The organism is Pseudomonas sp. S2_F07, from assembly GCF_054668325.1.
This window is the reverse complement of record NZ_CP162758.1, coordinates 301,057-319,567: the sequence shown is the minus strand read 5'-3', so window position 1 is coordinate 319,567 and position 18,511 is coordinate 301,057. Positions and strand designations below refer to the sequence as shown.

The following is an 18,511-nucleotide window of genomic DNA, read 5'->3' as shown; positions in this document are numbered from 1 at the left end:
ACCCCGCGCGGGCGCATTGAGGGCATTGGGGGCCAACAAGGGGCGCTTCTGAGGCCATGACGGAAAGCACCGACAAATCCCCAGACATCACGCCGTGCGGAAAAACGCTGAGATGAGTCATGACAAGCGTTGCTGAGGTCTGCTAAAACGATTCATCAGTGCATCAGCCAATCCAGAGGGGTAGCGACATGACCACAGCCAATATTCTCCAGAATCTGTTCCCAAGCCCCGCCGACATCCCGGAAAAGTACCGCCTTGACGGCCAGACCGAGCAGCGCGAGTACCTGGTCGATGGCCAACTCAGAACCTGGAACGGGCCGCTGGCCCAAGTCCGCAGCCCGGTGTACCTGGCAGGCCCGAATGGCGACGAGCAAGTGATCCTCGGCAGCACGCCGTTGCTCGATGCCGAGACCGCATTGACCGCCCTCGACGCCGCCGTCCGCGCCTACGACCGCGGCCAGGGATTGTGGCCGACCATGCGCGTGGCCGAGCGCATCCAGCACGTCGAAACCTTCCTCGGGCGCATGCGCGAGCAGCGCGACGCCGTGGTCAAGTTGCTGATGTGGGAAATCGGCAAGAACCTCAAGGACTCGGAAAAGGAGTTCGACCGTACCTGCGACTACATCGTCGACACCATCAACGCGCTGAAGGAACTCGACCGCCGCTCCAGCCGTTTCGAACTGGAACAGGACACCCTCGGCCAGATCCGTCGCGTGCCGATGGGCGTGGCCCTGTGCATGGGGCCTTACAACTATCCGTTGAACGAAACCTTCACCACGCTGATCCCGGCGCTGATCATGGGCAACACCGTGGTGTTCAAGCCGGCCAAGCTCGGCGTGCTGCTGATTCGCCCGCTGCTGGAGGCCTTCCGCGACAGCTTCCCGACCGGGGTGATCAACGTCATCTACGGCAGCGGCCGCGAGACGGTCAGTGCGCTGATGGCCAGCGGCAAGATCGACATCTTTGCCTTCATTGGCACCAACAAGGCCGCCAGTGACTTGAAAAAACTCCATCCGAGACCCCACCGCTTGCGCGCGGCGCTGGGCCTGGATGCGAAAAACCCGGGCATCGTCCTGCCGGAAGTGGATCTGGACAACGCGGTCAGTGAAGCGCTGACCGGTTCACTATCGTTCAATGGCCAGCGCTGCACCGCCCTGAAAATCCTGTTTGTCCATGAAGACGTGGTCGAGTCCTTCATCGACAAATTCAATGCCAGGCTCGCCAACCTCAAGCCCGGCATGCCCTGGGAAAGTGGCGTAGCCCTGACACCGCTGCCGGAATCGGGCAAGGTCGACTATCTGCATGCACTGGTGGCGGACGCCGAGAGCAAAGGCGCCGGGGTGGTCAACCCCAACGGCGGCGAGGCTCGTGCTTCGTTCTTCTACCCGGCGGTGCTGTACCCGGTCACGCCGCAGATGCGGGTGTATCAGGAAGAACAGTTCGGCCCCGTCGTCCCCATCGTGCCGTACCGTCATCTGGATACCGTGATCGACTACGTGCTGGAGTCGGATTTCGGCCAGCAATTGAGCATCTTCGGCACCAATCCGGTGGCGGTCGGCCGGCTGGTGGACACCTTCGCCAATCAGGTCGGGCGCATCAACCTCAATGCCCAGTGCCAGCGCGGCCCGGACACCTATCCTTTCAATGGTCGCAAGAACTCGGCCGAAGGCACCTTGTCGGTCCATGACGCGCTGCGGGTGTTTTCGATCCGTACCCTGGTGGCCACCAAGTTCCAGGAAACCAACAAGGACCTGATCAGCGAGATCATCAGCGGCCGCAGTTCGAGCTTCCTGACCACCGACTACATCTTCTGAGGAGAGCCGGCCTGAGTACATCCAGAGCCCATCGACTGCCACCCTTGCTGCGCCGACTGCTGCGTCCGTTGCTGGACCCGTACCGGCGCTACCGCCATGCCCGGGTGATCCACGCGGTGCGGGTGTCGCTCGGGTTGCTGGCGACGATCCTGCTGACCACTGGGATCAACCTGCCCCACGGTGAGTGGGCGTCGGTGACCATGCTGGTGGTGATCGGCGGCCTGCAGCACCACGGCAACATCGGCAAGAAAGCCGCCGAGCGCGCCATCGGCACCTTGATCGGCGCCGGTGTCGGCCTGGTACTGGTGGCACAACAGGCCTGGCTCGGGATGCCCTGGCTGACCTATTTCGCCATGTCGGTGGTCTGCGGGTTTTTCTCGTATCACGCCATCGGCAAGGGTGGCTACACCGCACTGCTATCGGCGATTACCGTGTTCATCGTCGCGGGGCACGGCGACAACCCGGTTACCGATGGCTTGTGGCGCGGGGTGGACATCCTGATCGGCATTGCCCTGGCCTTGGCGTTTTCCTTCGCCCTGCCGTTGTATGCGGTTTATTCCTGGCGCTACAACCTGGCCGATGCGCTGCGTGATTGCGCGAAAATCCATGGGCGCATCATAGACGGCCAGGCTATCACCGCCGACGAACACCTCAAGCTCATGACCCGCCTGAACGCGGCGATGGTGCAACTTCGCTCACTGATGCCCTCGGTGTCCAAGGAAGTGAAGATCTCCATGACCGACCTCGATGCTCTCCAGCGCAACCTGCGCATGTGCGTCAGCACCCTGGAGATCCTCGGCAATACCCGACCGGATACCAATGACCCCGAGGCGATGTTGCTGATGCAAACGGCCTTGAAAGCCGAACATCGGCAGATTCGCGTGCAATTGATCGGCATGGCCCGGGCGTTGAAATCAGGCGCCGCCCAGCGGCTCAATCGCCCCGTGGATGCCCCTCTCGTCAGCCTCGATGCACCGGTCTATAACACGCTGGACGGGTACCGCTTGCTGACTCAACAACTGGCCGCCAACGTCGGCGAGATGCGCCAGCGCCTGGCCAAGAGCGCGCCGCGCTGGAACATCTGACGCCTGGGGCGCGGGTTACGGCGTCACCGTGCGCCGAAACTTCAGCGACCAGCCTTGTTGCATGCCGGCAGCGGCCAGCAAAATCGCCGCGACGCCGATCCATTGCAGCGGCTCCAGGCGATGACCGAAGGCAAACCAGTCGACGAAAATCGCCGCGATCGGGTAGATGAAGGACAACGCACCCGTCAGCGCGGTCGGCAGTTTTTGAATCGCGCCGTACAGCAACACGTACATCACACCGGTGTGCACCATGCCCAGCGTCACCAGGCTGGCCCACGCGCTCGGTGCCTGCGGCAATACCGAAAGATTCGCGAATGGCGCGAGCAACAGCACGCCGGTGCTGACCTGGATCAGCGCGATCAAATGCGGCGGCGTACCCGTCAAACGCTTGATGATCAACGCGGCAATCGCATAGAGAAACGCCGCGCCCAACGCCAGGGCAATGCCCATCAGGTAGTCGCTGCCGCTCTCGCCCTGGCTGCCATGGGCGCTGACAATCGCCAGCATCCCGAGAAACGAAACGCCCAGCCAGGTCAGTTTCTGCGCGGTGATCTTTTCGTTGAGAAACAAAGCCGCCAGCCCGACCAGCATGAACGGCTGGACGTTATAGACGGCGGTGCCGATGGCAATTGATGCCCGGGAGTAGGACGCGAACAACAGCACCCAGTTGCCGACAATCGCCACACCGCTGAGCACCGCCAGCAGGAACGTAGTGCGGGTCAGAATGCCGGGACGCAGAAAGCCGAAAGCTGCGCAAATCAGCAGCAAGGTGCCGGCACCGAACAGGCAGCGCCAGAACACCACGTCCAGCACCGGTTGCCCGGACACCAGCACGAACCAGCCGATGGTACCGGAGATCAGCATGGCGGCCGTCATTTCGAACGAACCGCGGCGTAGGGTTTTGTCCATCATCAGACTCCTCTGTTTGTGGCCAAAGTATGCCAATGCACCCAGGGACTACTCCAGAGCAAAAAGCAGGCTAAACTCGGAATCTGCCTTTTTTATAAAGGCCATTTTGAAAAAATGCCTAACAGAGGATTTTGCCATGACCGATGACATCGACCAGGTGCTGATCACGGCACTGATGGAAGACTCGCGACGCTCGCTCAAGGCCTTGGCGCAAATCAGCGGCCTGTCCTCCCCCAGCGTCGCCGAGCGTCTGCGCCGCCTGGAAGAGCGCGGCGTGCTCAAGGGCTACACCGTTGAAATCGACCCGAAATGCTTTGGCTATCAACTCCAGGCCATCGTGCGTATTCGCCCGTTACCGGGGCAATTGCAGGAAGTGGAACGGCAAATCATGGCCATTCCCGAATTCACCGAGTGCGACAAAGTCACCGGCGACGACTGTTTCATTGCGCGCCTGCATGTGCGCTCGATGGAACAACTGGACACCCTGCTCGACCGTCTCAACACCCACGCTGAAACCAATACGGCAATCGTCAAGAAAACCCCGGTCAAGCGCCGTTTGCCGCCCATGGCGTGAGTGATATTTGTTTCAGACTGAAATAGATTGATGCTTTCCGGCGAAGGATTGACGGCATGAAAACTCAGGCAATGCTATTGGTGGCAATGGTGCTAGCGGGTTGCGGCACGATTCAGACGGTTGTGCGCAGTGACGAAGCGGCCGCAAAAAGCCTCAAGGACCACAAGAGTTATTGCGGCGCGGTGCCACGAATCTACAGCGGCGTGACCTACGACTTCTGCTACCTGAACGCGGCCCTCGAAGACGGTCGGGATGCGCAGGTACATGGTCCCGCCCCCGCTATAGTACTGCTCGACGTGGTCGTGTCCGGGGCGATGGACACACTGCTGCTGCCCTACACCATCTACCGCCAGCAAGCCGATGGCAGCATCGTCATTGTGGAGTGACCTTGAATTTCAGGTAAAAAAAACCCGCCGAAGCGGGTTTTTTTACTTCAAGACCGACGATCAGTCATCGCGGCCCATGATGCCGAACAGCTGCAACAGGCTGACGAACAGGTTGTAGATCGATACATACAGGCTGATGGTGGCCATGATGTAGTTACGCTCGCCGCCATGAATGATGGCGCTGGTCTGGAACAGAATGCAGACCGAGGAGAACAGCACGAAACCTGCGCTGATCGCCAGTTGCAGGCCGCTGATCTGGAAGAACAGGCTCGCCAGCGTCGCACCCAGCAGCACGAAGAAGCCTGCCGTGATGAAACCGCCGAGGAAGCTCATGTCCTTGCGGGTGATCAGCACATAGGCCGACAGACCGCCGAACACCAGCGCCGTCATCGCGAACGCCGAGCTGACCACTTCAGCGCCGCCCTGCATTCCCAGGTAACGGTTGAGGATCGGGCCCAGCAGGAAACCCATGAAACCGGTCAGGGCAAATGCCGACACCAGGCCCCAGGCCGAATCACGGAGTTTGTTGGTGAGGAAGAAAAGACCGTAGAAGCCGATCAGCACCACGAAAATGTTCGGGTAGCCAACATGCATCTGCTGGGCAACGTAGGCTGTCACACCGCTGAATGCCAGGGTCAGGGCGAGCAAGCCGTATGTGTTGCGCAGGACGCGGCTAACCTCTAGCTGCTCAGCCTGCACGCTGTTATTAACTGCGTAATCCTGTTCGCGCATGGCGACACTCCTGTTGGTTTGAAACGTTCAGTCGCAAAGATCATAACAGACGCTCTGTAACAAGCTATGCAGAGAGTTTGACAGTGTGTTTCATTCAGGTATTATGGCGCCCGCAACGCAAACGGAGGTGTGGCCGAGTGGTTTAAGGCAACGGTCTTGAAAACCGTCGACTGTAACAGGTCCATGAGTTCGAATCCCATCGCCTCCGCCATCTTTATACGACAAAGCCCTGATTATTCAGGGCTTTGTCGTTTCCGGGGTTTGGCTTTCCCTGCCGTCACTCCCCTGATCGTTTCCGCATTTTTTCGACCAATAGCGCCCCGCCCTGAAATCTTCGACCCGACTATTGATCTGCAACACGCGTGCCTGCACGCAATCCAGTGTGTTGCATCGACCGGTTGAATCCATATCGCCTCAGATCAGCAGCCCCTGACAAAAAAGCGGTCGGTGAAACCGGGCCGTTACTCTCTCCATCAATGGGGCAATACACCCACCCAGCCAGGCGCTTACCACCAAACCTGAGGAATATCCCCCACTCCCCCCTTCTCTGGCTTGAACCACTCAGAAACAGCCTGTTAATCGGATTGAATTTTTTCTTCGCCCCAGGCTAGTGGCTCATTAGTTGCACACCCTTCTGGTACCCGCAACAGCTGTCGTCCCGGCTATTGAGACGACGGGGCATCACGCGAGGGGTGAACAATGAAAAGCACGACACCACCACGCAGCTCCATCGCCTTGCTGCGCAGGTCAAGCCTGCCCTGTGCGATGTTCCTGGCCATGACCACCGTCAACGCCGTCCCGCTGGATGATTTCGGCCCGCCACCACCGACGGACCCCTCGGCGTTTACCAATCCCCCGGCTGACCCCAAGGCGGCGCTGGAAGCCATAGAGGCCATGCCACCCGCCAACACGGGCGCCTTCGCCCTGCCCAATGGCGTTTTTGGTACCCGCACCACGCCAACGGTCGACAACGTGCTGCCGCCAAACCTGCAGACATCCTTCAAAATCCCCACCAATGGCAAGCCCAGCCCATTGTTCGGGGCCCAGCCGTACACTCAGCAACTGCTGCTGTTCGAAGAGTTCGGCACGGAAAAACTCGACCCGACACTGCCGCCGCCCACCCTGACCTTCCCGGTCCCGATCGTCGGCCCGGCGCCCACCTAGGACCCGAACAACATCGCCCGCAGCGGCCCTTCGGCCGCAGCGCTGGAAGCCTTCATGCGCCAGCCGGGGCTGTATCCGTTTCCGTCGCAGTTTTCCAACGTGCTGGACCGCAACCCCTGGAAAGCGCAGATCGAAGCCTTCCTCAACCGCCATCCGGTCGGCTCGCCGGCCGAAGGTCGTCCGCCAGGAAAAGGCTGGTCGCACCAGCGCTGGAACGAGTTTTACCCGCAGGTCGCCTTCAAGACCGCTCAAGCGGGCGCCAAGCTCAACGGCGGCATGCGCGACCGCCGGCAATTGCACAACTACGCCGTCGGTGAGTTCGGGCCTGGCGGGTTGTACAACCAGACCTCGGACAATCCGATCATCGTGGGCACCACCAAAGGCATCGACACCCGCTTTCACCCCAACATGCCGATCCAGAACCACAAGGCGCTCTGGACCTTCGACGGCACCTTCCCGCCAAAACTGCTGATGGTGCGGTACGGCCAAGCGGTGCTGATGCGTCACTACAACGCCCTGCCGATCGATCCGTCGGCCAACATGGGTTTCGGCCTGCACACCCTCACCACCCACGAACACAACGGCCACTCCCCGGCCGAAAGCGACGGCTTTGCCAATGCGTTTTTCTTTCCGGGGCAGTACTACGACTATCGCTGGCCGATACAACTGGCCGGCTACGACAGCATCAACACCAGCGCCCAGGATCCGCGCGCGGCGTTCCCCTGCGCCCCGGGCGAAACCCTGTATGTCAACGATGCCACGCCGGGCCTGAAGACCTGCAACAACGGCAGCATCAAGATCCGTGGCGACTGGCGCGAAACCATGAGCAGCCACTGGTTCCACGACCACATGCTCGATTTCACCGCGCAGAACGTCTACAAGGGCAACGCCACGATGATGAACTACTAGAGCGCTCTGGATCGTGGCAACGAAGCGCTGCAAGACGGCGTCAACCTGCGCCTGCCCAGCGGCTCGGTATTGCCCTGGGGCAACCGCGACTACGATGTGAACTTGGTTGTGGCCGACAAGGCCTGGGACGCCAATGGCCAGCTGTGGTTCAACCCGTTCAACACCGATGGCTTTCTCGGCGACCAGATCCTGGTCAACTGGCAGTACCAGCCGCGCCTGAATGTGCGGGCGCGCAGCTATCGTTTCCGCATTCTCAATGGCTCGGTGTCACGTTTCTTCAGGATCGCACTGGTGCGTGAAATCATCGGCACCGGTGGCGAATTCCCCGGCCCGACAGGTTCCGGCCTGTCTTACACCCGCGTGCCGTTCCACATGATCGCCAACGACGGCAACATAATGGAACACGCCGTGCCATTCGACGGCAGCATGGACCTGGACGCCGACGGCGACCTGCAGGACCACAACGCCATCCTGCCCTCCATGGGTATCGCCGAGCGTTTCGACATCATCGTCAACTTCTCGAAATACGGGATCAGGACCGGCGACAAGTTGTACTTCGTCAACCTGATGGAGCACCACGACGGCAAGGGTCCGGAAAGTCTGCCGCTGAGCCTGGCCGATGTCCTGTCCGGCAAGTACAAGGCGGTGCTCAAGCTGGGTAGTAACGGCTTGCAATGGGAGAACGGCGACCCGGTGGTGGGCAAGTTCCTGCAGATGGTGGTCCAGCCTTATGCCGGCCAGGACGTGAGCATGAACCCCGCCGACTTCGAACCCGCCAAACCGGGCAAGCCGGTGGGTAAAAGCATGATCGCGCTGTCCCTCAACCGTGACGACCCGGCGGTGCAGGCCAAGCTCAACGCGGCGCGGCATCGCGAGTTCATCTTCGGTCGCTCCGACGGTACCGACGTAGAACCCTGGACCATCAAGACCGACGGCGGTCTGGGCTTCCAGATGGACCCTCGAATCATCAGCGCCGCTCCGCAACTGGCCACCGGCCCGACCCCTGCCGGGTTCTCCGGCGACGGCACCCTGGAAGTGTGGAAAATCAGGAACGGCGGCAACGGCTGGAGCCACCCGGTGCACGTGCACTTCGAAGAAGGCATTGTCCTCAACCGTGACGGCAAGGCGCCGCCGGAATGGGAAAAATGGGCACGCAAGGACGTCTATCGCATCGGCGAAGGCATCGACAGCTCGGTGGACGTGGACATTGCGATCCGCTTCCGCGAGTTCGCCGGGACTTACCTGGAGCATTGCCACAACACCCAGCACGAGGACACCTCCATGCTGCTGCGCTGGGATGTCGAGCACCCCGGCCAGTTCCAGTTGATGCCAACCCCCCTGCCCGGCTGGGACGGCGTCACCTACGTCAATTCCGCTGCGCTGCCGACCTTCCGCACTGGCGATAGACGTCAAGAGGACGGTGATAACCAAAAACCGATTGCCAACCCCGACAGCGCCATCAGTAACACCGGTCAACCGGTGATCATCAACGTGCTGGCCAACGACACCGACCCTGACGGTAACGTGCCGCTCAAAGTGGTGGGCCTGGAGCAACCGGACTCCGGCAAGGGCGTGGTCAACACCGATGGCCTGCGCGTGACCTACACACCACCAGCCACCGTCCCCGCGCCGTTCACCGCGACCTTTTCCTATAGGGCCAGCGATGCCAGGAACGCGGAGTCGGCACCGGCGACTGTGTCCGTGGCGGTCTCGGCAGCGATCAACGAGAGCCTGATCGTCACCAGCGCCACCGTCACCGCCCGCAGCAACAGCCGCTGGTATTGGGTCCTGTCCGGCACCACCTCCCGAGGCACGGGCAATACCATCACGGCGACGGCCACGACCACCACCGGTACGGTGAACCTTGGCGCCGCCGTCCTGACACTGACACCGACAGGCGCGCGCTGGAACATAGCGGTGACCACCGCCGGCAGTGGTCCATCGCCTAACCCGACGGCGACCATCAAGTCGGCCTTCGGCAAAACCGTGACGGTGCCGATAAAGGCGAACTGAGCACAACAGGCATTAGCGAGAGGGCCTCCTTGAGGCCCTCTCGCTACACCGGCCTGGATTTTAAAGCGTGCAGACCCAACCTGCCCCCGGTCGCTTTAATGTCCGCGAATGTAGTGTTCCAGTTGCCGGATCAACTCGGTCTGCTCGACGATGGCTTCCTTGACCAGATCACCAATCGACAACAGGCCGATCAACTGGTCGCCCTGCACCACCGGCAGATGGCGCAGATGACTGTCGGTCATCACCGCCATGCAACGCTCAATGCTCTGCTGACTGTCTGCTGTCACGACGGGTGCGCTCATGATGGCCCGGACCGGCGTACCGACCGAAGAGCGCCCCTGTAGAACGACCTTGCGCGCATAGTCGCGTTCGCTGATCACGCCGACCACCTGCCCCTCCTCCATGACGGGCAGGGCACCGACATTTTTTTCCGCCATCATCTTCAATGCTTCAAGCACCGTCTGGTCTGGCGCGATGCTATGCACCCGTCGGTTCTGCACGGCCTTGAGTTTCAGCAGTTGTGCGGCTGTTTTCATACGAGCCTCCGATACTGTTTGTCATTGATCATCGACTCCGCCGGAACCTGGCACAGCCCCGGGCAAAATCCATCTGGTCAGGCCACCGCGACCTCAACCAGGCCTGCGTTCAGGCGCACCGGCCAGACCCGCAGGCGCTGCTGCGGGTACTCCAGGCAACTGCCGTCCTCAAGACGGAAATGCTGTTTGTAGAGTGGCGAGGCAATCACCAGGTCGCCCTTGATGCTGCCGATCAACCCGCGCCCGATGACATTTGCCCCGGATTGCGGGTCATGATTATCGACGGCATAAAGGGTCTTGCCCTCGGCAGCCGGCAGGTAGAACAGCGCCACTTGTGCACCGTCGAGCCAGACCACGACGCCGGAGTTACTCACCAGATCTTCCTGGCTGCACACCGCTTGCCAGGCATCGGGGTTGACCAGGGACGAACTGGAATAGGCTCGCTGGGTATCGGACTGGCTCATCAGGCAATCTCCTCGATGACAGGGATAAGGTGGAGTTCAGAGGCCATGATCGGCCGGCGCTGACCGCGTTCCTGGACAAAATGGATGTCCGGGTCCGGGCGTTGATCGTTGACGAAGGTGCGAAAACGCTTGAGTTTTTCCGGGTCTTTGAGGGCATTGGCCCATTCGCATTCGTAGCGGTTGACCACCAGTTGCATCTGCGATTCGAGCTCCGCGCCAAGCCCCAGGCTGTCGTTGATGATCACGTCCTTGAGGTAGTCCAGGCCGCCCTCCAGGCTCTCGCGCCAGACCGAGGTGCGCTGCAATTTGTCGGCGGTGCGGATGTAGAACATCAGGAAGCGGTCGATGTAACGGATCAGGGTGGCGTCATCGAGGTCGGTGGCGAACAACTCGGCGTGGCGCGGGCGCATGCCGCCGTTACCGGCCACGTAGAGGTTCCAGCCTTTCTCGGTAGCAATCACGCCCACGTCCTTGCTCTGCGCCTCGGCGCACTCACGGGTGCAACCGGAGACCGCGAACTTGAGCTTGTGCGGCGAACGCAGCCCCTTGTAGCGATCCTCGAGGGTCAGGGCCATTTTCACGCTGTCCTGCACGCCATAGCGGCACCAGGTACTGCCGACGCAAGACTTCACCGTGCGGGTCGATTTGCCGTAGGCGTGCCCGGTTTCGAAACCGGCCTCGATCAACTCGGACCAGATGTCCGGCAACTGATGCAACTGTGCGCCGAACAGGTCGATGCGCTGCCCGCCGGTGATTTTGGTGTAGAGGTCGTATTTCTTCGCCACCACGCCAATCGCGATCAGCTTGTCCGCCGTGATCTCGCCGCCGGCGATGCGTGGCACCACCGAGTAGGTGCCGTTTTTCTGCATGTTGGCCATGAAGGTGTCGTTGGTGTCCTGCAACGGCACCAGCGACGTGTCCATGATCGGCTGGTTCCAGCACGAGGCGAGGATCGAGCCCACCGCCGGTTTGCAGACGTCGCAACCGGTATGGCCACGGCCATGTTTGGCCAACAGTTCATCGAAGGTGATCACGCCCTCTACCCGTACCAGTGCATAAAGCTCCTGGCGGGTGTAGGCGAAGTGTTCGCACAGGCTCTTGTCGACACTGACGCCACGGGCAATCAGCTCATGCTCGAACACTTGCTTGAGCAGGCCGGCGCACCCGCCGCAGCCGGTACAGGCCTTGGTCTGCGACTTGAGCTGGCCGAGGTCGGTGCAACCGCCGTCGATGGCCGAACAGATGGAGCCCTTGGTGACGTTATGACAGGAACACACCGTGGCCGACTCCGGCAGAGCACCCGGTCCCGGGGTCGGCGCGCCTTCGGAGGACGGCAGAATCAGGCTGGCGGGTTCTGCTGGCAAGCCGATGCCGTTCTGCATGTATTGCAGCAAGGTGTCGTAATAGCTGTTGTCACCGACCAGCACTGCACCCAGGACGTGTTTGCCACTGGCATCCACCACCAGACGGCGATAGCTGGCGCTGGTTTCGTCGATAAATTGATAGCTGCGTGCGCCCGGGGTGTTGCCGTGGGCGTCGCCGATGGAGCCGACATCCACCCCCAGCAGCTTGAGCTTGGTCGACATGTCGGCACCGGTGAACGGCTCGGCGACTTCGTTGCACAGACGGGCCGCGACGCTGCGCGCCATCTGGTAGCCCGGCGCGACCAGGCCGAACAGGCTGCCGTTCCATGAGGCGCACTCACCGATGGCGTAGATGTTCGGGTCGCAACTCAGGCACGTGTCGTCGATCACCACGCCCCCGCGCGGACCGATCTGCAGTGCGCATTGACGGGCCAGCGCGTCTTGAGCGCGGATACCGGCGGAAAACACGATCAGGTCGGTTTCGAGGCATTCGTCATTGGCGAAATTCATGCGATAGCGGTACTGCTCGCCCGCGCTGATCGATTGAGTGGCGCGGGACAGGTGTACACCGACGCCCAGTCGTTCGATCTGCGCCTTGAGCGCCTGGCCACCGAGGTCATCGAGCTGTACCGGCATCAAGCGCGGCGCGAATTCCACCACGTGGGCTTCAAGCCCCAGGCTCTTCAACGCGTTCGCGGCTTCCAGCCCCAGCAAGCCACCGCCGACCACCACACCGCGCCGGGCATTGGCCGCCGCAGCCCGGATGGCATCGAGGTCTTCCAGGGTGCGATAGACCAGGCGCGATTCACCTTCGGCGCCTTCGATGGGCGGAACAAACGGATAAGAACCGGTGGCCAGGACCAATTTGTCATACGTGACGCCACCTTGCGCGGTGACCACCTGGCGACGGACGCGGTCGATCTCCAATACCGGCACACCCAGATGCAGCGTAACGCCGGGCGTCTGGTAGAGAGACACATCGGACAGCGCCAGCGACTCGGCATCACGACCTGCGAAGTACTCGGAAAGATGCACACGGTCATAGGCGCGCATCGGCTCTTCACTGAAGACGTGCAGCCGGTAATGCTCAAGCGCTCCCCGCTCGATCAACTGTTCGACACAATGATGTCCGACCATGCCATTACCGATCACGACCAGCGTTTGCATCTTGTTCAACGTGGCAACATTGGAATTCATAGAAAGCACCCAGCCCGAGCCAATCACGGTTTTAAAAGCAAAAAAAAACGCCTGAAACCTTTCGGTTCCAGGCGTCTTTGCCTGTTCTTTGGCGGTGTTGAAACCAGACGTCTATGCCTGATCCACCGATGTTGCCCACGACCTGTTCGGCCAATCGATCGTCGTTGACCGAGGGGGCTGTCCACACGAATGCTCTCCAGGTGGACCTGATGACAGCCTTGCAGCCTTTGTGCCAGCCTGCGACAGAGTGACTTCAACTATCTGGAAACACTGGTTTTTGAGCCAGGGGCGAGTGTCACGACGCTGGAGCTGGCGCGGGCGAAAGCGCTTTGCGGCGCTTCCGACTGGTGCAAGTTGTTGTGCATGGCGCTTTATAAAAGTGCATGGACAGTTCGATTCCTCAGCTCGTTGGAGCGAAAGCCTGTTTCTGGCAGCGATCAGCTTTTCCTGTCAGCCCTGTCATGTCGTCGTCACATCCACCCATCACAATGGGATCAGCCAAAAGGATTTGGCCCATCTACAAAGAGCTTGGCCGACACCGGGCTTTTTCACTTGCTACGACATGCTTTTCACGAAACGATCACAAGATGGAGCGCAGATTGGAAACACAAAAGGATTTGACCCCAAACAGAAGGCCCGCCATTGCGCGGGCCTTTTGCTGCCTGCATTGAGCGCGGGACGAAGCGATTTCAACCCTTCGCAAGGTGAAACTGGCGGCAAGAAGCAGAACTGACAGCGAACCCGGCCATTACCCAGTGGTCATAACAGCTGATGGCAGCGCAAACGATCAGTGGCCCAGAGCCCACTTCATTCAGGAGCGCAGCCTGCAATTCACACATTTCAGGGTGCGCCGGATAACCTCAGTGGGTTCGGTTCCTGCGTGACGCGGGCACTTGCCGCTGCTCTCATCCCCCTGCTCCCTCAGCGGAGTACGCAAATGACTCAATCAATACGGTTTTTCCTCTCGTTCTTCCTCGCGATTGCAACATTGGCATCGGCCGCATTACTGAACAATGCCGCAGCGGCCACCGCCGAGGATCTGAATGCCGACGCTCGACAGGCATTGCAAACGCTCTACAAGAGCCATCCATTCTCCGAAACCATCTCGCACCAGGCCAAGGCGGTGCTGGTTTTCCCGAACATCATCAAGGCCGGTCTCGTGTTCGGCGGCAGCTATGGCGAAGGCGTACTGATGAAAGGCTCGAAAGTCGAGAACTACTACAACTCCGTCAGCGGTTCATGGGGGCTGCAGGCCGGCGCCCAGTCGTACGGCTATGCGGTTTTCCTGATGACCGATAAAGCCGTGGACTATGTTGCCAAAACCAAAGGCTGGGAAATCGGTGTGGGGCCAACGGTTGTCGTGGTGGATGAAGGGGTTGCGAAGAACCTGTCCAGCTCGACGCTGAAGGACGACGCCTACGCGTTCATCTTCGACCAGCAAGGATTAATGGCGGGCGTCAGTATCGAGGGAACGAAGATCTCACTGATCAAGCGCTGAAGTTCCCGTCTGACTGGCCATCGGGAGCGTGATGGCGGCCTGTGCCAAACCGGATGGGTTTTTCCGTTTAGGCTAGGCTGTCCTCACCCCTGGCGCACAGACGCACCTGATGATTGGGAAGCTATCTGGACGAGCAAGGCTGTTTCGACCATTCATTGATACAGGTCTAAACATTGAACGAGCGAATCCTGATAATGATTTTCCAGTTTTTTGGTAGGCCTTAAATGACTTCACAGCTCTTCCAGATTCACGGCCTCGTGAGTTTTACCCTCGCCATCCTCCTGCTTTTCCTCGGCAAGACCCTCGTCCAGCACAACGCCTTTCTGCGTCAATACTGCATCCCGGAGTCGGTAGTTGGCGGTTTCGTCTGTGCGGCGGTGACGTCCTTGCTGTACTTCGGCCTGAATATCCAGATCGAATTCGATCTGCAAGTTCGCGACACCCTGCTGCTCTATTTCTTTGCCGGCATAGGCTTGAAATCGGACATGCGCCAACTGCTCAAGGGTGGGCGCCCGCTGCTGATCCTGCTGTTGCTCGCCGCCGTGTTCATTCTGCTGCAGAACGCCCTGGGCATGGGTGTGGCCGAGGCGTTTGGGCTTGATCCCAAGGCGGGCTTGATGGTGGGCTCCATTTCCCTCACGGGTGGGGTGGGCACCACCCTGGCCTGGGCACCGCTTTTTGTCGAAAAACTGGGCATCAGCAACGCCCACGAATTGGGCATCGCCAGTAACACCGTGGGCCTGATTGCCGCTTGCGTCATCGGTGGCCCAATCGCCAACCAGTTGATTCGCCGTTATCAACTGACGCCGTCCAGGGATGCGGAGCTGGAAGTCGGCATTCTCGAGCAACAACCGGGCAAGGCGCTGGACTACTACGACGTGCTCTGGGCGTGGATGTGGCTCAACCTGACCCTGATGCTCGGCTATGGACTCAACCTGCTGCTGGTCGATGCCGGCATCACCCTGCCCAAGTTTGTCAGCTGCCTGTTCGCGGGCATCGTCATTCACCACCTCGTTCTGGCCTTTGTCGGTGACCAGCGACTGAAAACCTGGAGCGGTGCCAGCCTGGGCCTGTCGCTGATCTCCGATATCTGCCTGGGCATGTTCTTGACCATGGCCCTGATGGGGCTTCAGCTCTGGCAGCTCAGCGGCGCGTTGATGTTCATTCTGTGCGCGTTGACCCTGCAGATCCTGCTGACGGTCGCCTATACGTATTTTGTGGTTTTCCGCTTTATGGGGCGCAATTACGAAGCCAGCGTGATCGCTTCAGGATTCGGCGGGATTGCCCTCGGTTCCACGGCGACGGCCATCGTCAACATGTCGACCGTGACGCAAAAGTACGGTGCGGCGCACCAGGCCTTCCTGATCGTGCCGCTGGTGTGCGGCTTTTTCATTGACCTGGTTAATGCCGTGATCATCAGCATGTTCAGTGGCCTGTAGCGACCTCGGCCCGGCTCTCGGACGGCCAGACACGCTGTACGAAGGAAAGCGGACGAAAGGAGCAGCAGGATCGATGCCGCAAGGATAGGCTCAGAGAAAGAGTGTGCCCCGGCCCTGATCCGGCCAGGTACGGTCTCAAATGCGCCTCTTGCTGCAGGGGAACCGGGATGACGGGACACACTGCGCGACAATGCTCGTCATGGCTCCTGCTATCCCTGCTCGCCGTCGATCTGGCGCTGATCGCCGGCTGCTCAGGCAAAGCCAGCACGGCTCGCTATTCAGCCTCCAGCGTCGGCTCGGCCTGCTATGCAAAAGCCCTCCCCACTGTCGGCGAAGGCGGCCTCGCCTGGGGCGACACCCTGGACATGGCTCGGCAGAAATCCCTGAGTAATTGCATACGTTATGCCGGCCGATCCGGTGGCACGCCAAGTACCTGCAAAGTGGTGATGGCAGAATGTAAGCATTGATAGAGCGGTTTTTCATTTCTGCGCCGCTTTTGCATTTCTGTGCGACAGATCCCACTTCAGGGGCTCCCGTTTCACACGCTCGTGGTGTTAGTTTTGAAAAGTTTCTGATCGACTGATCAGATATTTCTTACAAACCGCCTGCAAAGGAATGCCCCCAGCAATGGATTTTTCCCTCAAGCACCTGGCTGCGACCACCCTCATGCTCGCCAGCCTTTCGTCGTTCACCACCGCTGCCCACGCCAATATCACCCCGCAACAGAGCGCGATCATCCTCAAGACCTTCAGTGATGCATCGGTCAAGGATTTCAGGCAGTTCCTGGCAAGCCTGGCCAACAGCGATATCGCCAGGACCGACAACCTCGGCCCAGCCATCCGTGCCTTCCTCGACAACAAGACGCTTAGCGCTGAACAGCAAAACGAAATCCATCGTTTGCTTGGCCTCTATGCCCGGGTGAAATACGGTAGCGCGGCCACCGAAACCCTGAAGGAGTTGGTGGCCATTCCGACCGTGCGCGTGGAAGGTGTCGACCAGCACGACAATCCCGAATTCATCAAGATTGCCGAGAAGATCAAGGGCCTGGCCCAGGCGTTCAACCTGAACTTTCGCAACATCGACAACCGCGTCTACGAGATCTCCCTCGAAGGCAGCGGCGATGAAGTCGTGGGCATCCACGCCCATGCCGATGTGGTGCCGGTAACGCCGGAAAACTGGGTACTGCAGGACGGCACCCGCCTCGATCCGTTCAAGGTCACCCTGATCGGCGATCGCATGTATGGCCGCGGCACCGAGGATGACAAGAACGGCATCGTGGTGGCGCTCTACGCCATGAAGATCATCAAGGAAGAGAAGCTGCCGCTGGCCCGCAACTTCAAGCTGCTGGTGGACACCACCGAAGAGACCACGGGCGACGCCATCCCCTACTACTTCGAACGCAACCCGACGCCCAACTACAACCTGGCGCTGGATGGCGGCTACCCGGTGGTGATCGCCGAGAAAGGCTACGGCACGGTCATGGCCAGCTTCGCCAAGCGCGCCGCGCAAGGCAAAGGCGCAGAAATCACCTCGATGACCGGCGGCCTGGCCACCAACCAGATACCGTCGACTTCGGTCGCGACCCTGGTGACCGACAAGCCCGCCGAACTGGCCGCCAGCCTGCAAAAGGCCGGCACCGAATATGCCAAGCGCAACGGCGACAATTTCGAGGTCGCCGCCAAGGTCGACGGCAAGGACGTCAAGCTGACGGTCACCGGCGTGTCCGCCCACTCCTCCGAGCCCGAGTCCGGCGTCAACCCGGTGGCCGGGATGCTCGACTTCATCAATGGCCTCGACGGCAAGGTCGCGCTCAAGCACAACCAGATCACCGACGCCGCCCGCTACGCCGCCGACAACTGGGGGCTGGATTACCTGGGTGGCAAGTTGGGGATCGGTTTTGCCGATGAGTTCATGGGCCCGCTGACCACCTCCCTGACCTATGTCGGGATGGACGACAAAGCCTTCAAGCTCGCGGTCAACCTGCGCGTGCCGAAGGGCAAGTCGCCGGACGTGCTCAAGTCCGAAATCGCCGCAAAGCTGGACGCCTGGAGTAAAAAGACCAGCATCGCGCCAGCCTTCGACCTGTCGATTGCCGAACCGATGTACCGCAACCCCGAGGGCGAATGGGTCAAGGCCCTGCTCGCGGTGGCCAGCGAAAACCTCGGCATGGAACACAAGTTCGGCACCTCCGCCGGCGCCACGTCCGTGCATGAACTGCCCAACGGCGTGCAATTCGGCCTGGCCATGCCGGACGTGAAGTACACCGGTCACAACGACAACGAGTTCAAGACCACCGAGCAGTTCCTGCTGGACTTGCAGATCGTGACCGAAATGATGGGCCGCATCGGGCAATTGCCGAAACTGTGATGCCCCTTCGGACCCGCCCTTCTGGCGGGTCTACTTCCAGAACTGCAGTAAAACCCCGGA

Annotated in this window: 14 protein-coding genes, 1 tRNA gene and 1 pseudogene; 11 read left to right on the top strand and 5 right to left on the bottom strand. The window is 60.4% G+C overall.

Going from position 1 to position 18,511, the window contains the following annotated elements; translation table 11 throughout:
* The first annotated feature begins 188 nt into the window (after positions 1 to 188).
* Together AB4O40_RS01405 and AB4O40_RS01400 are read left to right on the top strand one after the other, a co-directional pair.
* Positions 189 to 1,814: an NADP-dependent glyceraldehyde-3-phosphate dehydrogenase gene (locus AB4O40_RS01405; protein WP_460160129.1), complete on the top strand. Its 1,626-nt coding sequence runs from the start codon at positions 189 to 191 to the stop codon at positions 1,812 to 1,814.
* 44 nt (positions 1,815 to 1,858) lie between these two features.
* Positions 1,859 to 2,899 (top strand): FUSC family protein, encoded by a 1,041-nt coding sequence (locus tag AB4O40_RS01400; protein ID WP_056724344.1) that lies wholly within the window; start codon positions 1,859 to 1,861, stop codon positions 2,897 to 2,899.
* Positions 2,900 to 2,914: 15 nt separating this feature from the next.
* On the opposite strand, the gene AB4O40_RS01395 is transcribed toward AB4O40_RS01400, so the two are convergent.
* Positions 2,915 to 3,808, bottom strand: coding sequence for a DMT family transporter (locus AB4O40_RS01395; protein ID WP_056724342.1), 894 nt, complete (start codon positions 3,806 to 3,808; stop codon positions 2,915 to 2,917).
* A 136-nt stretch (positions 3,809 to 3,944) separates the two neighbouring features.
* Between AB4O40_RS01395 and AB4O40_RS01390 the strand changes: the two genes are divergently transcribed.
* Entirely contained in the window at positions 3,945 to 4,382 is a 438-nt protein-coding gene (locus AB4O40_RS01390; protein ID WP_007987480.1) for an Lrp/AsnC family transcriptional regulator, read from the top strand.
* Between the two features lie 56 nt (positions 4,383 to 4,438).
* A complete protein-coding gene (locus tag AB4O40_RS01385; protein ID WP_056724340.1) occupies positions 4,439 to 4,768 on the top strand; it encodes a YceK/YidQ family lipoprotein in 330 nt (109 codons plus the stop codon).
* A 60-nt stretch (positions 4,769 to 4,828) separates the two neighbouring features.
* Here AB4O40_RS01385 and AB4O40_RS01380 read toward each other — a convergent pair whose 3' ends face one another.
* Positions 4,829 to 5,500: a Bax inhibitor-1/YccA family protein gene (locus AB4O40_RS01380; RefSeq protein WP_056724337.1), complete on the bottom strand. Its 672-nt coding sequence runs from the start codon at positions 5,498 to 5,500 to the stop codon at positions 4,829 to 4,831.
* A gap of 123 nt (positions 5,501 to 5,623) precedes the next feature.
* Here AB4O40_RS01380 and AB4O40_RS01375 point away from each other — a divergent pair.
* Positions 5,624 to 5,711: transfer RNA gene (locus AB4O40_RS01375), tRNA-Ser, on the top strand.
* Positions 5,712 to 6,265: 554 nt separating this feature from the next.
* Positions 6,266 to 9,586 (top strand): annotated as a pseudogene (locus tag AB4O40_RS01370) (Ig-like domain-containing protein).
* Between the two features lie 95 nt (positions 9,587 to 9,681).
* Here the strand turns inward: AB4O40_RS01370 and AB4O40_RS01365 are convergent.
* From AB4O40_RS01365 to nirB, 3 genes are all read right to left on the bottom strand, one after another.
* Positions 9,682 to 10,122, bottom strand: a complete 441-nt coding sequence (locus AB4O40_RS01365; RefSeq protein WP_223542804.1) for a CBS domain-containing protein — start codon at positions 10,120 to 10,122, stop codon at positions 9,682 to 9,684.
* A 77-nt stretch (positions 10,123 to 10,199) separates the two neighbouring features.
* Positions 10,200 to 10,586, bottom strand: a complete 387-nt coding sequence (gene nirD / locus AB4O40_RS01360; protein WP_056725130.1) for a nitrite reductase small subunit NirD — start codon at positions 10,584 to 10,586, stop codon at positions 10,200 to 10,202.
* Entirely contained in the window at positions 10,586 to 13,147 is a 2,562-nt protein-coding gene (nirB, locus tag AB4O40_RS01355) for a nitrite reductase large subunit NirB (protein WP_460056535.1), read from the bottom strand. Before nirB ends, nirD begins: the two co-directional genes overlap by 1 nt.
* Positions 13,148 to 13,439: 292 nt before the next feature.
* Here nirB and AB4O40_RS01350 point away from each other — a divergent pair, with 292 nt between their 5' ends.
* The 5 genes from AB4O40_RS01350 (at position 13,440) to AB4O40_RS01330 (ending at position 18,451) form a co-directional block, all read left to right on the top strand.
* Positions 13,440 to 13,880, top strand: coding sequence for a hypothetical protein (locus AB4O40_RS01350; protein ID WP_223542806.1), 441 nt, complete (start codon positions 13,440 to 13,442; stop codon positions 13,878 to 13,880).
* Between the two features lie 204 nt (positions 13,881 to 14,084).
* The gene (locus tag AB4O40_RS01345; protein WP_056725134.1) at positions 14,085 to 14,645 is read left to right on the top strand and encodes a lipid-binding SYLF domain-containing protein; all 561 of its coding nucleotides are present in this window, start codon (positions 14,085 to 14,087) and stop codon (positions 14,643 to 14,645) included.
* A 224-nt stretch (positions 14,646 to 14,869) separates the two neighbouring features.
* The gene (gene gltS / locus AB4O40_RS01340) at positions 14,870 to 16,084 is read left to right on the top strand and encodes a sodium/glutamate symporter (RefSeq protein WP_223542807.1); all 1,215 of its coding nucleotides are present in this window, start codon (positions 14,870 to 14,872) and stop codon (positions 16,082 to 16,084) included.
* A gap of 167 nt (positions 16,085 to 16,251) precedes the next feature.
* A complete protein-coding gene (locus AB4O40_RS01335; protein WP_082562971.1) occupies positions 16,252 to 16,551 on the top strand; it encodes a hypothetical protein in 300 nt (99 codons plus the stop codon).
* 160 nt (positions 16,552 to 16,711) lie between these two features.
* A complete protein-coding gene (locus AB4O40_RS01330) occupies positions 16,712 to 18,451 on the top strand; it encodes a dipeptidase (protein ID WP_460154647.1) in 1,740 nt (579 codons plus the stop codon).
* The last annotated feature ends 60 nt before the right edge of the window (positions 18,452 to 18,511 follow it).

What these genes read in the sequence shown, in the direction of transcription:
- AB4O40_RS01405 (WP_460160129.1), top strand. Translation starts at nt 189, where the DNA reads ATGACCACAGCCAATATTCTCCAGAATCTGTTCCCAAGCCCCGCCGAC.
- AB4O40_RS01395 (WP_056724342.1), bottom strand. Translation starts at nt 3,808, where the DNA reads ATGGACAAAACCCTACGCCGCGGTTCGTTCGAAATGACGGCCGCCATG.
- AB4O40_RS01390 (WP_007987480.1), top strand. Translation starts at nt 3,945, where the DNA reads ATGACCGATGACATCGACCAGGTGCTGATCACGGCACTGATGGAAGAC.
- AB4O40_RS01385 (WP_056724340.1), top strand. Translation starts at nt 4,439, where the DNA reads ATGAAAACTCAGGCAATGCTATTGGTGGCAATGGTGCTAGCGGGTTGC.
- AB4O40_RS01380 (WP_056724337.1), bottom strand. Translation starts at nt 5,500, where the DNA reads ATGCGCGAACAGGATTACGCAGTTAATAACAGCGTGCAGGCTGAGCAG.
- AB4O40_RS01365 (WP_223542804.1), bottom strand. Translation starts at nt 10,122, where the DNA reads ATGAAAACAGCCGCACAACTGCTGAAACTCAAGGCCGTGCAGAACCGA.
- nirD (WP_056725130.1), bottom strand. Translation starts at nt 10,586, where the DNA reads ATGAGCCAGTCCGATACCCAGCGAGCCTATTCCAGTTCGTCCCTGGTC.
- nirB (WP_460056535.1), bottom strand. Translation starts at nt 13,147, where the DNA reads ATGAATTCCAATGTTGCCACGTTGAACAAGATGCAAACGCTGGTCGTG.
- AB4O40_RS01345 (WP_056725134.1), top strand. Translation starts at nt 14,085, where the DNA reads ATGACTCAATCAATACGGTTTTTCCTCTCGTTCTTCCTCGCGATTGCA.
- gltS (WP_223542807.1), top strand. Translation starts at nt 14,870, where the DNA reads ATGACTTCACAGCTCTTCCAGATTCACGGCCTCGTGAGTTTTACCCTC.
- AB4O40_RS01335 (WP_082562971.1), top strand. Translation starts at nt 16,252, where the DNA reads ATGACGGGACACACTGCGCGACAATGCTCGTCATGGCTCCTGCTATCC.
- AB4O40_RS01330 (WP_460154647.1), top strand. Translation starts at nt 16,712, where the DNA reads ATGGATTTTTCCCTCAAGCACCTGGCTGCGACCACCCTCATGCTCGCC.